The organism is Bacillus sp. S3 (assembly GCF_005154805.1).
Lineage (GTDB): Bacteria > Bacillota > Bacilli > Bacillales > Cytobacillaceae > Neobacillus.
On record NZ_CP039727.1, the window covers coordinates 3,943,592 to 3,958,289 of the forward strand.

Annotated in this window: 9 protein-coding genes and 1 other annotated feature; of the genes, 2 read left to right on the forward strand and 7 right to left on the reverse strand. The window is 42.0% G+C overall.

Annotated elements, in window-relative coordinates; translation table 11 throughout:
- Positions 1–327: 327 nt before the first annotated feature.
- Entirely contained in the window at positions 328–3,561 is a 3,234-nt protein-coding gene (locus FAY30_RS19260; protein ID WP_149871377.1) for a winged helix-turn-helix domain-containing protein, read from the reverse strand.
- 140 nt (positions 3,562–3,701) lie between these two features.
- On the opposite strand from FAY30_RS19260, the gene FAY30_RS19265 reads away from it, so the two are divergent.
- Positions 3,702–6,227 carry a bifunctional diguanylate cyclase/phosphodiesterase gene (locus FAY30_RS19265; protein ID WP_149872779.1) on the forward strand — a complete coding sequence of 842 codons (2,526 nt, stop codon included), beginning with the start codon at positions 3,702–3,704 and terminating at the stop codon, positions 6,225–6,227.
- A 22-nt stretch (positions 6,228–6,249) separates the two neighbouring features.
- Here the strand turns inward: FAY30_RS19265 and thrB are convergent, their stop codons facing one another.
- Genes thrB through FAY30_RS19280 form a run of 3 tightly spaced genes read right to left on the reverse strand, consistent with a single transcriptional unit; the run spans position 6,250 to position 9,517 of the window.
- Positions 6,250–7,167, reverse strand: a complete 918-nt coding sequence (thrB, locus tag FAY30_RS19270) for a homoserine kinase (protein WP_149871378.1) — start codon at positions 7,165–7,167, stop codon at positions 6,250–6,252.
- A complete protein-coding gene (gene thrC / locus FAY30_RS19275) occupies positions 7,164–8,225 on the reverse strand; it encodes a threonine synthase (RefSeq protein ID WP_149872780.1) in 1,062 nt (353 codons plus the stop codon). The genes thrB and thrC overlap by 4 nt, the downstream gene beginning before the upstream one ends.
- A complete protein-coding gene (locus FAY30_RS19280; protein ID WP_149871379.1) occupies positions 8,225–9,517 on the reverse strand; it encodes a homoserine dehydrogenase in 1,293 nt (430 codons plus the stop codon). The genes thrC and FAY30_RS19280 overlap by 1 nt, the downstream gene beginning before the upstream one ends.
- A 344-nt stretch (positions 9,518–9,861) precedes the next feature.
- Positions 9,862–10,074: a binding site (T-box leader), on the forward strand.
- Between the two features lie 160 nt (positions 10,075–10,234).
- Here FAY30_RS19280 and serA point away from each other — a divergent pair.
- Positions 10,235–11,878, forward strand: coding sequence for a phosphoglycerate dehydrogenase (gene serA, locus FAY30_RS19285; protein ID WP_149871380.1), 1,644 nt, complete (start codon positions 10,235–10,237; stop codon positions 11,876–11,878).
- Positions 11,879–11,937: 59 nt separating this feature from the next.
- Here the strand turns inward: serA and FAY30_RS19290 are convergent, their stop codons facing one another.
- From FAY30_RS19290 to FAY30_RS19300, 3 genes are all read right to left on the reverse strand, one after another.
- The gene (locus FAY30_RS19290; RefSeq protein WP_149872781.1) at positions 11,938–13,062 is read right to left on the reverse strand and encodes an HAD family hydrolase; all 1,125 of its coding nucleotides are present in this window, start codon (positions 13,060–13,062) and stop codon (positions 11,938–11,940) included.
- 98 nt (positions 13,063–13,160) lie between these two features.
- The gene (locus FAY30_RS19295) at positions 13,161–13,478 is read right to left on the reverse strand and encodes a DUF3870 domain-containing protein (RefSeq protein WP_149871381.1); all 318 of its coding nucleotides are present in this window, start codon (positions 13,476–13,478) and stop codon (positions 13,161–13,163) included.
- The gene (locus tag FAY30_RS19300; RefSeq protein ID WP_149871382.1) at positions 13,475–14,695 is read right to left on the reverse strand and encodes an acyl-CoA dehydrogenase family protein; all 1,221 of its coding nucleotides are present in this window, start codon (positions 14,693–14,695) and stop codon (positions 13,475–13,477) included. Before FAY30_RS19300 ends, FAY30_RS19295 begins: the two co-directional genes overlap by 4 nt.
- Positions 14,696–14,698 lie beyond the last annotated feature (3 nt).

The following is a 14,698-nucleotide window of genomic DNA, read 5'->3' on the forward strand; positions in this document are numbered from 1 at the left end:
GGACTCCATCAAATTTTATTTTTTTCATTTCACATCCTTTCAATCAGTCAAGTATAAAATAAAATATCGGAATAATTAAACAATATAATAGAATAGACTTAATTTATATAATTTTTATCCTATTTAGATTGGGAAAAGTTTAGAATAAACTTTAGAAATACTAAACGAATTTTGTAATGCCACGGTAAATAACCAGTAAAATCAGCACATCATGTTGGGAAAATTATAAGTATTTAATAGTTTCATTCTAGTAAATAGGTCCTAGTTATACAAGAAAGTAATTTTATCAAATAACTAGAAAATTATATATAAAAAAACAGCCCTGCATTAAGGCTGCTGGATTGGATTAACAATGTTCTCCGATTCAATAATCATCTCGTACATATGTTTTGTCGGTTCGAGCGGGGTTACCCCCAGTTCTTTCTCTAATACTTCCGTACATTTTTGATACCATTTCATCGCTTGCGGGCGATTGTTTTTTCGATAGTAGCAATACATCAACAAGCGGTAGGCCTCTTCCCATGTGCGGTCGCGTTCGAGAATTTTTTCGCACCAATGAATTGCCTCTTCGTAGTTTTCGCGGCGTACCATTAGCTGTGCCATTTTTTCAGCACCGCGCAGAAAATATACAAGCAGGCTCTCTCTTTTGCTTATGCACCAATCATCGTAACGGCGGTCAGGGAGATAGTCTCCTTGATACAGCGTCAATCCTCGCTCAAGGAAATACATCACCTTTTCGTCCCCGCTTTCATGTAAGCCCTGCTGAATCAGCGACTGAAAATGAGAGGTATCCACCTCTATCACTGCATTGGGATTTAATCCGTAAAACATCCCGTCACGGATGATAAAAAAGGGGGCCGCTCTTGCTTTGCGCATGGGTTCTAATACATGCTGAAGGCTGTTTAAGGCCACCTTGAAATCACGGTCAGCATTCTTCTTGTCCTGATAGGGCCATAGGATTTGCATGATTTCATCCTTAGCTATCGGTTCACTCACGGTAATCAGCAGTTGGAACAATTCTTTCGCTTTTTCCCTCTGCCAATCCTTATCCCCTACGTCCCTCTCCCCAAGCCAAAGGCGGAATTGACCAAGGGTTTGCACTCGTATCGAGTACCCTGGATGGGCGTCAAACGTTGTAACCCCTAGATCTTCTAAGAGTTTCCCGGCAAACGGTTTCTGAATATTCTCTCGCAAACACTCTAGCAACAATGGCACAAACCCTTGCAAATCCCTTGGACCGAAGACGGACCGGTGATGAAAAAAGAATTCATAGTCATGTATTTGCACAAGCGTTAAGCACTTATCGATTGTTTCCTTAAAAAGATCCTGCTTTTTTTCAAGATGATAGAGATCAGACAGCCAAAATTTGCTGAGCATTTGCCCAAAGCTATCCTCGCACCCCAGGAAGAGGGAGTCTGCTTTCTCCAAATATACCCGTGCTTTTGGGAGCCGCTCATTATATATACAGGTAATCCCCATGCAAAGGGTGATTAAAGCTGACAGCCAGACGTCGTGTACCTTTTCTGTCTCCTCCAGCGCCTTTTTGCCGACAGCCAAAGCCCGTTCCAGTTCCCCCCTTATTCCGTATAAAATACAAAGACCCATTAACGGCTCAGCCTTCCCTCTGTTGACACCAAGCTGCTCCATCAGTTCCAATGCCGTATGATAGCAGTTTTCAGCTAAGTGGGATTCATATTTATTTAATATTTGCACGGCGTGACCCATACGGATCCAGCCGCAGGCCTCTACGAACGGTGCTTTAATGCTTATTCCTTGTTGAATCCCCTGCTGTGCAAGCTCCTTCGCCTTTACACCTTCACCCGTAAAAGCTTCGATTAGTGAAAGTAATAAGTCCGTTTCACGGTGGGCTTGGGGCAGAGTGCTGACTATGGAATCCTTTCCCTTTTCTTTATAAAGAATTTTTTTCGCTTCCTCAAATCGGCCGGTTCGCATATACAATCTTGCTTCTAAATTCCCATCTGAATTTACAGCCTTCGTTTTTTGAATCCATTTTTCAGCTTCCGATGCCTTTCCTGAGTTTAATAGATTTTCAGATAGCAAGGAATAGAGTAGACCCTTTTCTTCATCCGTGCTCTTACACCTTTCCCTATAGGCAATCGCCTCGTATAAAAGCCGTTCAGCAAGATGCGGCTGAATGGTATCTAAATAAATCTTTGCTTTCCCTTCTAGTGCCATACTCATCCCAAGTTCATCTTTCTTTTTCTTCGCGCCCATAAAGGACTTTTCATAGCACTCCTCGGCCTCTTGGTATTGGGAACGGTAGCGGTGAATTTCTGCTTTTACATACCAAAGGTGGTAGTACGACTCCAGCTCCACTTCAGGAATTATCGTTAATTGATCATAGAGACTTTCCAGCTTGCCGCTTTCCAGCATCCTTAAGCCATTCTCCTGTAAGATCGAAGCAATCGCTTGATGGTGATGAATTTTTTTATAATGATAAAGCGCTTCCTCCCATAATTGCCTTTTTTCATAAAAACGGGCACATCTTTCGTGGAGTGCTGCATAATGTCCAGGGTCATTTTTTTGAAACATGCTTTCAAGGAAATCTTTAAATAAGGCGTGATAACGGTAGTGGCTTACCCCAATCCTTTGGATAAATAAATTGCGGTCCTTCATTTGCTCAAGCATTGCTGAGGCACCCTGGAGCCCTATAACGTCGGCACACATTTCTTCCTCTATTACATCAAATATGGAAGTTTGCTCAAGGAACTGTTGAATGATGGGCGGCTGTTTTGAAAAAACCTCCATTACGAGATACTGAAAAAAATCCTGCAGAGAGTGGGAGGAATGCTCAAAAAGATCGGAAAGATCCTTTTTTAATGGAATCTGCTGGGCAATCATACAGATCGCGATGACCCATCCTTCTGTCATCTCAAAAATCGTCTGTAAATGAACAGGCTCCATTTCTAAACCATAAAGATCGGTTAGCAGCAGTTCCATTTCCTCCAATGTAAGGACCAAGTCTTCTCGCGATAACTCTAACAGTTGCCCGCAGGCTTTCATTTTCGTCAAATACTTCCAGGCAGGGCGGCTCCGGCTTGAAATGATCAAATGGAGATTGGGCGGGATGTGTTCAAGCAATTTTTCCATCCAGCTATTGATAGTATAGGAATGTTCAATTTGATGAAAATCATCCAAAATAAGCGTAATGTCCGAATCGATTGTGAGGATTTCATTAATAAAAAGGGAACAAAGGACGCTAAGTTCTTCTTCACGAATATAGCGGTCCATTGTCTCCATATAAGCAGTTAATTCCGTTCCAAACGTAGGATTGACGCGGCGAATGGAATGGACGATATAGGTGAGAAAAGGAAGGATATCATCATCCATCGAGGTAAGGGAATACCAACAGCCTAGGATTTTTTCATCTGTCATAAATAAGGCAAGTGCCGTACTTTTTCCAAAACCTGCTCCCGAGTGCATAATTGTCAACGGATAGTCAGGTATCTTCTTCATTTTCCGTGAGAGCTTTGCCCTCCTGATAAAATCATCCTTTACTACTGGAATCCGCAGCTTGGTTTGAATAATTGGCAGCTTCAATTCATCCTCCCTCCCCAATTTTCTTAATATTTACACTATTTTACCATATTACTAATCATTCGGAGAATTTTTTCTCTGTAATAAAATCGATATTCTTGAAAAAAATAGATAGGGAAGAAACAAATTGGGGTGTTGCGCCATTGTCAATCAAAAAGAAGATTCCGTTGATTTTTTGCCTATTGGTTTTTCTTATTCTATTAACCAATAATGCTTTTCACTATTTTCGTTCAAAAAATCAGCTTCTTGATTATAACGAAAAAGTAGTCACGATGATTGTCAAGGAAGTATCTTTCCAAGTAAAAAATACGAAAAATAGCAGTTTGTATGTAGAAGACATTCTTGGAAGGGATTTACGAACAGCCTCATTGGCCATAAAACAGGCACTTCCGGCTCGCTATCAAGATATTACGAACGAACAGCTGGTTGCCTTGGCAAAAGAAACCGGTGTCTCTCATATTACCCTATTAGCTAAAACAAGTGATGATATTGTCGGGGTTAAATCCTCTGACCCACATGAAATTGGCATGGGCACGAAAGGCTGGGGCTATTGGTACGATGCCTATCAGCAGCTGTTTTCCTTAGAACCCGTTTCTGTCGGAAAAGGGATTACCCTCCCCTATTATTGGTCTGGCCCGATTGAGGTCGCTTCTTCTAATCCAGATCATATTGATAAATGGGGCTATTATTTTGATGGGTCGACAAATTATATCATCAATCCCTATTTTCGAGATAAAATAACAGAATATGAAAAGCGTTTTGGCCCGTCTAAAATCATCCAAGACTTTACGAAGGAAGAAGGGATTTTGGAATTAACCGTCTTCAATCCAAAAAACTTTGGAAAAAAGGATGAAGTTGTCCATTTAAACGGAAATAAATATATCCGAATCTCCGCACAGCCGATTTGGTATGGAACATATGCTTTTCGAAACTATACAACTGATGCGCGGTTAATCAAAAAGGCCATCCAAACGAAACAAATGGAATCGTACAGGGACACAATTAATGACAAAATGATTATGAAAACATTCGTACCTGTTTATTCAAAAAATGACCAGCCATTCGTTATTGGACTTGTTTATAATTATGGGCTTATTCATGCCGAACTTGTTCACGAGTTAAAAGTACATATTCTCCTTTCGATTATGATTATGATAATCGTCTTAATCATTAGTTTTCTTTTCTCCCGCTCGATTACCCGGCCGATTGGCTATATCGTTGAGCAAGTGAATGAAATTGCACAAGGAAACTTCGGCAAAAACTTGGAACTAAGGCGTAAAGACGAATTGGGTCTTCTGACCAAAAACGTCAATGCGATGTCGAATCGATTACGCAGTTATGTTGAAGACTTAAATCAGAGCAGAGAACTAATTGAATATCAGGCATATCACGATCCATTGACAGGCTTGTTAAACCGGCGATATTTTCAGGAAAAATTACTTTTATTCGTTGAGCAGGCAGATAAAGCAGGTGAAAAGGTATCTGTATTGTTCATTGATATGGACCGATTTAAACAGGTGAATGATTCTTTAGGACATAATAAAGGCGATGAGATTCTTAAAGTGGTTTCCCAGCGAATCAAGGATTGTTTCCCTGACGATGTCAACACAATCATTACAAGGCAGGGAGGTGACGAATTTATCATATTATTGAAAAACTCTACCTTCACAGAAACGATAGAAGCCGCTGAAGGTTTAGTCAATCATCTTAAAAAGCCCTATTCCTTAAATGACAAAGAAATTTATCTTAGTGCAAGCTGCGGTATTAGTCTTTATCCCGATCATACCCAAAATATCGATACACTTATCATTTATTCTGACTTGGCCATGTATGCTGCTAAAAAAGCCGGCGGTAATAAGGTGACCGTTTATTCTGATAAATTAAATCAGTCCAATATTAACAGACCAAGAATAGAAGCCCGCTTAAGGAATGCCATTGAAAATGAAAAAATCGAAGTATTCTATCAACCGAAAATAAATGTGAAATCCGGTGCTATTTTAGGTGCTGAAGCACTGGTAAGATGGACGGATGAAGAATTTGGATTTGTTTCACCCGAGGTATTCATCCCGATTGCGGAAGATACGGGGCTCATTCAGCCATTATGGGAGCATGTGATGAAGCTCGCCTGCCAGCAGGTTAGCAAATGGAATTCGAAACGTTCCCATCCATTATCTATTTCAGTCAATTTCTCGGCCCGTCAATTTCAGGAACCATCTAGTATGGTCCAACACGTCAAGGAGATTCTTTCAAAAAGCAAGCTGCTGCCGGAGTATTTGGAAATCGAAATTACTGAAAGTATTCTTTTAAATAATTCAGCTGAAATTGTAAGCTCGCTCGAAACCTTACAACAAATAGGCATTTCCGTTTCTATCGATGATTTTGGAACCGGGTACTCTTCCTTAAGCTATTTAAAGGATTTGCCGATTAATACTTTAAAAATTGATAAATCCTTCATCCAGAATATTGATAAGGATTATGGAAATTCAGAGATTCCGGAAGCGATTATTAATCTCGCCCGCAGTCTCCATCTCAACGTCATTGCCGAAGGCGTTGAAGAGGAGTTTCAGAAGGAGTTTTTACTATCGAGAAACTGTGTTCAAATGCAAGGATATTTATTTAGTAAACCATTAAGTAAAGAAGAATTTGAGCAATATCTATTAAAAAAATAAAGGGCAGCTGCCGCTGCCCTGTTTATTTTACAAAATTCTCTATTTCATTTACACAGCTGCCATCATAATCGATCGATAGGCTTTTTACAGTCATATCTGTAAATTCATTATCAAGGGCCTGTGCCAGCTTCTGCCCTTTGCCTTTCTCCGCAAAGCAAATAACCGTTGGCCCCGCACCGCTCAATGCCACACCAAATGCTCCATTCATCTTAGCCTTTTTTTCAATCTCTTGGTAAGAAGCTATGAGCGGTTTTCGATATGGCTGGTGGAAGTGGTCCTGTTCCATCATTTTTCCAGCCAATGTCCAATTATGACTTAAAAGCGCCGCAATCAGAAGATTAGCTGTGGAGGAAGCTTGGACGGCCTCTTGCCGGGAATAACTGGATGGCAAAACATCACGCGATTCCTTAGTCAACAAAATTTCATGCGGTACGACAACCACCAGTTCAAGAGGAAGACTCGTAAATGACAGCATATCGACCTCATTTTGCTCGTAACACCCAATCACAAGCCCTCCGTAAAGGGAGGCACCGACATTGTCCGGATGACCCTCCCACGTTGTCGCATGAAGAAGCTTTTCCTCCTTAGTCAGGTGCAAGCCGCCGACAGCATCGGCAAGTTCAATTCCTGCCACAATGGCTGCTGCACTTGAGCCAAGCCCCCGGGCTAGCGGGATATCACTTGTAACTTTAATTTTACAAGGGGGCAAGTCCACTCCATAATTGGCCGCTGTCTTAATGGCAACTTGACAAATAAAATGACTTTCATCGGTTGGAAAATCCTTCAATTCCTCACATGGTGAAGAGCATTCCCACTGAGTATGTTTCTCAATTTCTAACGTCAAATACAGATTAAGGGCAAGACCCATCGAATCAAATCCCGGCCCAAGATTCGCTGTACTCGCAGGTACTTTAATCATAAAGCGGTCATGTTGCGTCATCCGCGGACAACCCCTCGAATATGATCTGCGACAGCCTTTTCATCGTTTGGTAATTGGACTGGCGTAACAAGACTGCTGTTAATGGCAGTATCAGGATCCTTTAATCCATTCCCTGTTAGGACAGCGACAATCTTCGTACCTTCCCGTATTTTTCCATTTTGGATACTCTTATATACGCCGGCAATCGATGCGCAAGAAGCAGGCTCTGCAAAAACGCCTTCTGTTGCAGCTAATTTTTTATAAGCGGCAACGATTTCTTCATCACTTACTTCATCAAATTGGCCGCGTGATTCCTCAACGGCATTCACAGCTAAATCCCAGCTTGCCGGGTTTCCAATCCGAATCGCTGTTGCGATTGTTTCCGGATGTTCAAAAACACGATTATGAACAAGAGCGGCAGCACCAGCTGCTTCGAAGCCAAACATTCTTGGGAGTCCTGTTTCTTTATGATCGTTATATTCTTTAAATCCTTTCCAATAGGCGCTGATATTTCCGGCATTCCCCACTGGAATCGCTAAGATTTCAGGGGCAGCCCCAAGCTGGTCACACACTTCAAATGCCGCTGTTTTTTGGCCTTCAAGTCGATAGGGATTGACTGAATTAACGAGTGCAATTGGTTCGACCTTGCTAATATTTCGAACCATTTTTAATGCTTCGTCAAAGTTCCCTTCAATCGAGATAATTTCTGCGCCATACATCATTGCTTGCGCCAGTTTTCCCATCGCAATTTTTCCTTCTGGAATGACGACGATACAATTAATACCTGCACGTGCCGCATACGCCGCTGCTGCAGCCGATGTATTTCCTGTTGAAGCGCAGATGACGGTTTTGCTGCCTTCCTCTACTGCTTTGGCAACAGCCATGACCATGCCTCTGTCCTTGAAAGATCCAGTTGGGTTGGCCCCCTCCACTTTTACATACAGCTCAACGCCCCATTCCTGAGAGAGTCTTTCTAACTTGATTAAAGGTGTATTTCCTTCGTTTAATGTAAGTTTAGGTGTTTCTTGATTAATCGGTAAAAATTCTTTATATGCTTCTAATAATCCTGGCCATCTCATCATGATTTCCTCACCACTCTATATGCACTTTTTACTTCTTTTACTGCGCTCAAATCATATAATTCTAGTAAAATTTTATCATAATTGGTTTCTGAAGCTTTATGTGTGACTAACACAATTTCTGATGTCTCGTTTTTCTTAATTGGCAATTGCAGGATTTTTTCAAAACTTACCCCGTATTTGGCAAAAATAGCGGTAATGTCTGCAAATACGCCAACCTCATCCTGGACATGAATCCGCAGGAAATACTTAGAGAACTTTTCCTCGTTATCTTTCAACTGCTTTGGATATTGCGGTGTGACAGCACTTCTTCCGTTTACACCAAGGCGGTAATTTTTAATGACACCAACAAGGTCTGACACAACAGCAGTGGCTGTCGGCAGACTTCCTGCACCAGGCCCATAAAACATCGTTTCGCCAACCGCTTCGCCATATACGTATACCGCATTGTATTCATTCTGGACAGAAGCAAGCGGATGATTATTGGATAGGAATGTAGGAGCTACACTTACCTCGACCTTTTCTCCCTCACGATGGGCATAGCCGATTAATTTCATCGTATAGCCTAATTGTTTCCCATAGCGTAAATCTTCTTCCGTGATACTTGAAATACCGCTTACCTTGACATCCTCCAAATCAATATGCATCGAAAAACCTAATGTAGCGAGAATCGTCATTTTTCGAGCTGCATCAAGGCCTTCTACATCGGCAGTTGGGTCGGATTCTGCAAAGCCAAGCTCCTGGGCTTCTTTCAAGACTTCATTATAAGAACGTCCTTCATCACTCATCTTCGTTAAAATATAATTGGTTGTACCATTAACAATTCCCATCATTTGTGTAATCCGATCAGATGCCAATCCATCGACAAGACCCCGTAAAATAGGAATCCCTCCGGCCACACTAGCTTCATAGAACAGATCACAGCCATGTTCAGAGGCAACCGTTAACAACTCGGAACCGTGCAGGGCCATCAAATCCTTATTGGCCGTTACAACATGCTTTCCTTGACGTAAAGCCGTAATTAAATAATCCTTTGTATCATGTACCCCGCCCATTACCTCAATGACTACATCAATTTCCTTATCATACAGGATCTCATCAGGATTGGATGTTAAACTCTTTGTGTCCACTTCAACCGGTCTGCTTTTATGTACGTCCTGAACGAGAATCTTCTTGACAACAACTGGGCAGCCTACTTGGTGGATTAATTGATCTTGATGATTTTCAATAATTTTAACTACACCTGATCCAACAGTGCCTAAACCTAATAATCCAATCGAGATTGCTTTCATGAATATCCCCCCTGCAAAGTGTCCGCTCACAGCACACAAATGTTTTTCTGTTGTAGACATTATATGACTCTCTTTATTTTTTTACAATAGATTTATTTCTGAATATTTCCGTGAAATCGCTTACTACCGCACTATCATTGGATTGTTCATTTGAACTAAAATTTTTCAGAATAAAAAAGAAAAGTTTTTTCACTTTATACCTTTACAATCCTAAAGAAATAGTTGTAGAATAGTCCCTATATTCTACAACTATTTGAAATTTCTTTCAAATCAGATTTATCGAAATGCGCAAGCGCGCTGTAGTTGGACATTAATCAAGGTCGAAATTTATACATTCATATTTTCTAAAAGTGATGATGAAGACGGCATTAAGAAAACGCCTCAGAGAGCCGGTGGACGCTGCGAACCGGTGCAATTTCTTAGAAAGCCCAGCCCTTCTGAACTGGCTGCTGAACTTTTAAGTAGGTATGCCCGGTAAAAACCGTTACATTGTTGAGGCTGCTTTTATTTTTTCAGCAGCAAAAGAGGGTGGCACCACGTTCATTCACGTCCCTTATAACATGACACTTAGTCTGTTATGAGGGGCGTTTTCTATTTTTAGGAGAAAGGAGAAATTCCCCAAAACGAGACACACAGGTTTTGCTCAGGTTGTGATCGCATAAACGTAGTTAGGAATCATGGGTATTTAGGAAAAAAGCTGAGGAGGCTGGATGAAGCATGTATAAAGTACTTGTAACCGATGGAATTAGCAGCACAGGATTGGTAAGTCTTATTGAGCATCCCCATTTTGTTGTAGAAAGACAGCCTACATTGCCAACTGAGGAGTTAAAAAAGATTATTGGCGATTATGATGCGTTGATTGTGAGAAGCCAAACAAAAGTAACCGAAGACCTGCTCCTCGCTGCAGACCGGCTGCGGGTTATTGCCCGGGCAGGTGTCGGAGTTGATAACATTGATGTCAATGCCGCAACACGAAAAGGAATCATCGTCATTAATGCTCCAGGGGCAAATACGATTGCCGCTACAGAACATACATTAGCAATGATGCTGTCATTAGCTCGAAAAATTCCTCAGGCCCATCAAAAAACGGCTGCCGGTGAATGGGACCGCAATTCGTTTAAAGGAGTGGAATTGTATAAAAAAACGCTTGGTGTCATTGGCATGGGGAAAATTGGTACAGAAGTGGCAAAGCGGGCGAAGAGCTTTGGCATGAATATTTTAGGGTTTGATCCGTATCTAACGGAAGATCGGGCGAAGAAACTGGGAATGACAAAGGCAAGCCTTGATTTAATTGCCAGGGAATCCGATTTTATAACCATTCATACTCCTTTAACAAATGATACAAGAGGATTGATTAATGACGACTACTTAAGCAAAACCAAAAAAGGGGTCCGCTTTGTAAACTGCGCTCGCGGCGGGGTCATCGACGAGAAAGCTTTAGTACGGGCAATTCAAGCCGGTCATGTAGCAGGTGCGGCACTGGATGTGTTTGAAAAAGAACCGGTTGCCGATTTAGAATTACTGCAAAATCCAAACATCATCGTCACACCGCATCTTGGTGCCTCCACTGTCGAAGCCCAGGAAAAGGTAGCACAAGAAGTAAGTGCAGAAATTATTGAGATTTTTGAATCGCAATCGATCCAAAACGCAGTTAATATGCCGCAAATGTCCGGAGAAACTCAGGCAAAGCTTCAACCCTACTTACTGCTCGGGGATCAAATGGGACAGCTCGTGATTCAATTATTAAACAAGCAGGCACCTGCTAAAATCGAAATCAATTACTACGGCGATTTAATTGATGAAGATACGGAATTGCTGACTCGCACTCTCTTAAAAGGCATCCTTTCCTATCATTTAAGCGATTCTGTCAATCTAATAAACGCACTCCATCTGTTGAAGGAACAGGGCGTTTCCTATAATGTCGTGAAAAACGCCTCAAATAAAGGCTTTGCGAATTATATGGAGCTTTCTGTCTCAAATGGATTGGAAACAGCAAAGATTGGCGCAACCGTCCTAAACGGGTATGGTGCAAGGATTTTAAAAATAAACCAATACCGAATTGATGTAAAACCGGAGAAGTTCCTATTATATATTAAGCACCGTGACGTGCCCGGGATGATTGGCAGGGTGGGCTCATTATTGGGAGACTATGGAATCAATATCGGGACGATGCAGGTTGGCCGAACAGAAGTCGGCGGGGAAGCGATCATGGTGTTAACACTTGATAAAGCCTTGGGTACCGAGGTAATTCGTGAGCTGGTTTTAATTGATGGATTAGATGAGGCACAATTACTGGAGTTATCCAATGTTGATTCGATTGAACCTGGGCGGATGCAGCAAGAGAAAGTGGATAGTTTATAGTTTTTTATAAAGAAAGAGGGCTTGCATGTTATTTATTGCATAGCCCTTTTTCCATTATTTTATAGAATGCCCTTAAGTTCCAAAACGGAATCAAGGATATAATCTGCCTCATGCTGTTCAAATTCGCTTCTAGCATCTTTTCCAGAGAGACCTGTTAATACAGCGGCAAACTGACAGCCTAGTTGTCTTGCCGCTAATAGGTCTGCTAAAGAGTCTCCGACCACTAGAACTTCCTCACCGTTTTCAATGGGAACCTTGGTATTCAGACATTCCTGTACCGATGCTCCCTTCCCTTTAAGCCCCATAACGTATGTATACGGATGCGGCTTCGATAAAGATTTCCATTCTGGCAGCTCCTTCTCAGCTGCTAACACCTCATCTGCTGTTACAATTCGATTCTCATCAAAATTCTTCAGCCAATCCAAATGCTGAAAAGGCTGGATTGTTTCAAGTGCCGGCCGGCCAGTTCCGATCCCAATTGTGTATCCTGAGCTAGAAAGGAATTGAAACATGTCTGCAATCTCTTCTCTTGGCGCTAATGTGGTTTCATTTGCAAGGAAGCCATTTTTGCCGGTTTGTACAGAAGGTCTTCCGGTGGACTTAAGGACATGTTCATCACCCACATACCATTCCTGTGAAACATGCTCACAGATCGACCACAGCTCACCCTTCAAGAAAATAGACGTTTCTACCCCTAACTTCTCCCCTGCCAGCACATTTAAGTGGCTGAGCAATTCCTGCTTCATTGCTTCTGACTTCGAAAAATCCTCAAGGAATAAAGCAAAATCCATTTCCACCTTGTAATTACTTAAAACCGTTCCCATCTCTAGCAGAGATTCACGATTAATGGGTGCCTGACACCATTTGGTGATTTTTTCAAACTCCTGATCCTTAATTTGTGATAATAGGTGTATAAGTTGATGGCTAAATGATAAGTAGATCATGTCCCAGTTGGCATTTAAACCCCGGGATTTCATAAATTTGAGGACCTGATCGTTCCGGAATACATGCTCTCTTATTTCCTTTATTTCCTTTTCACTGTAGTCCGTTTTAAAATTAACTGGATTCAGCGCTAAATAATTATCGCTGATCAGCATCTCCCAAACCGTTAAGGCAGACGCATCAAAATAATGTTCTTCGCTTAATAGGACTCCATCTACATCAAATAAAATAGTTTTAATCACATTCATACCCACTTTCCTGAATCTGCTTTATTACGCTATCGTAACACAGCGAAGGTATGGTTTTGAAGTATCTTCTACTTTTCCTTAGCGTTATCCTTTTATCCCCTAGGATTTTCGTATTGCCCATATAAATCTTTAACAGCAGCGATTAGGGCATTAACCGCTTTTCCACGATAACCTTCTCTTATGGCCTCTAAAATATCATCTATTCCGTCCTGAAGGCTGTGGCCTCTTAAAATTTGCTGGACGTAGGCTTTTCCGTGGGCGGTAGCCAGCGTACAGGAGGATTCAATAATGACGCCGTATTTTTTATCCACCTCAACCGTTATGGTCAAGGAATCGAACACACTTTGGGCCGCCATCCCCTGCGGCAGGCGGGAGTGACCCGCGAGGAAATAGGTATTTAAGTTGGTCATGACTGCACCTGCCCTTTTATTAAGCTTTCTTCAAATGGCCAGGCAGGCAGCATTTTTCGAAGCGGTTTGTCCTCGCGAATGCCAAGGGCATATTCCCCCTGCATAATCGTATGAATTTCTCTTGTCCCCTCATAAATAACTGGCGCTTTGGCATTTCGTAAATAACGCTCAACTGGGAATTCATTCGAGAATCCATAAGCGCCATGAATTTGGACGGCATCATTGGCTGCCTCAAGGGCAGCATCGCAGGAGATCCATTTTGCTAAGGAAGTTTCCTTTGTATTGCGTTTGCCATTATTTTTTAACCAGCCGGCTTTAAAAACGAGTAACCGCGAAATTTCAAGATTGGCTGACATTTTTGCGATCATTTGCTGAACGAGCTGATGTCTGCCGATTTCCTTGCCAAATGTTTTTCGTTCTTCACAGTAGTTAACACTTGCTTCGAGCGAGGCCATGATTGTACCACAAGCTCCTGCTGCTACAGTGAAACGGCCATTATCGAGAGCGGACATCGCAATTTTAAAGCCCTCTCCTTCATACCCCAGCAAATTCGCTGCAGGCACTCTAACATTATCCAAAAATACTTCTCCCGTATTGCCTGCGCGGATGCCAAGTTTTCCTTTTATCGCCTTGGAGGTGAAGCCTGCAAGTGTCCGTTCGACGATGAAGCAGGAAATACCCCGGTGACCAGCCTTCGGATCTGTTTTGGCAAAAATCAAAAAATGGTCGGCCACATCACATAGGGAAATCCAGGTTTTTGATCCATTTAAAATATAGCTGTCTCCGTCCTTTACAGCCTTTGTCTCCATTGCGGCCACATCCGAACCGGCATTCGGTTCTGTCAGTCCAAAGGCACCGACCTTTTTACCTGCAGCCTGTGGAACGAGATATTTTTGTTTCTGCTCCTCTGTTCCCCACTGCAATAGCGTCATGCTGTTTAATCCTGTATGAACTGAAACAGCCGTGCGGAAGGCAGTATCCCCGCGTTCAAGCTCCTCACAAACAATCGCAAGTGTGTTGTAATCCATGCCGACGCCGCCGTACTCCTCCGGTATGCATACTCCCATGAGCTGGAGATCAGCTAAGCGTTGCAAAATATTTGTGGCAAAATGTCCTTTCTCATCCCACTCCTTAATATATGGAATAATTTCACGGTCAACGAAGGCTCTGACTACCTTTCTTACACTCTTTTGCTCTTCTGTAAATGAAAAATCCATTAT

Bases quoted from the DNA above. Each gene is read 5' to 3' on its own strand.
- thrB (WP_149871378.1), bottom strand. From the start codon at position 7,167: ATGACGCAACATGACCGCTTTATGATTAAAGTACCTGCGAGTACAGCG.
- thrC (WP_149872780.1), bottom strand. From the start codon at position 8,225: ATGAGATGGCCAGGATTATTAGAAGCATATAAAGAATTTTTACCGATT.
- FAY30_RS19280 (WP_149871379.1), bottom strand. From the start codon at position 9,517: ATGAAAGCAATCTCGATTGGATTATTAGGTTTAGGCACTGTTGGATCA.
- serA (WP_149871380.1), top strand. From the start codon at position 10,235: ATGTATAAAGTACTTGTAACCGATGGAATTAGCAGCACAGGATTGGTA.
- FAY30_RS19295 (WP_149871381.1), bottom strand. From the start codon at position 13,478: ATGACCAACTTAAATACCTATTTCCTCGCGGGTCACTCCCGCCTGCCG.
- FAY30_RS19300 (WP_149871382.1), bottom strand. From the start codon at position 14,695: ATGGATTTTTCATTTACAGAAGAGCAAAAGAGTGTAAGAAAGGTAGTC.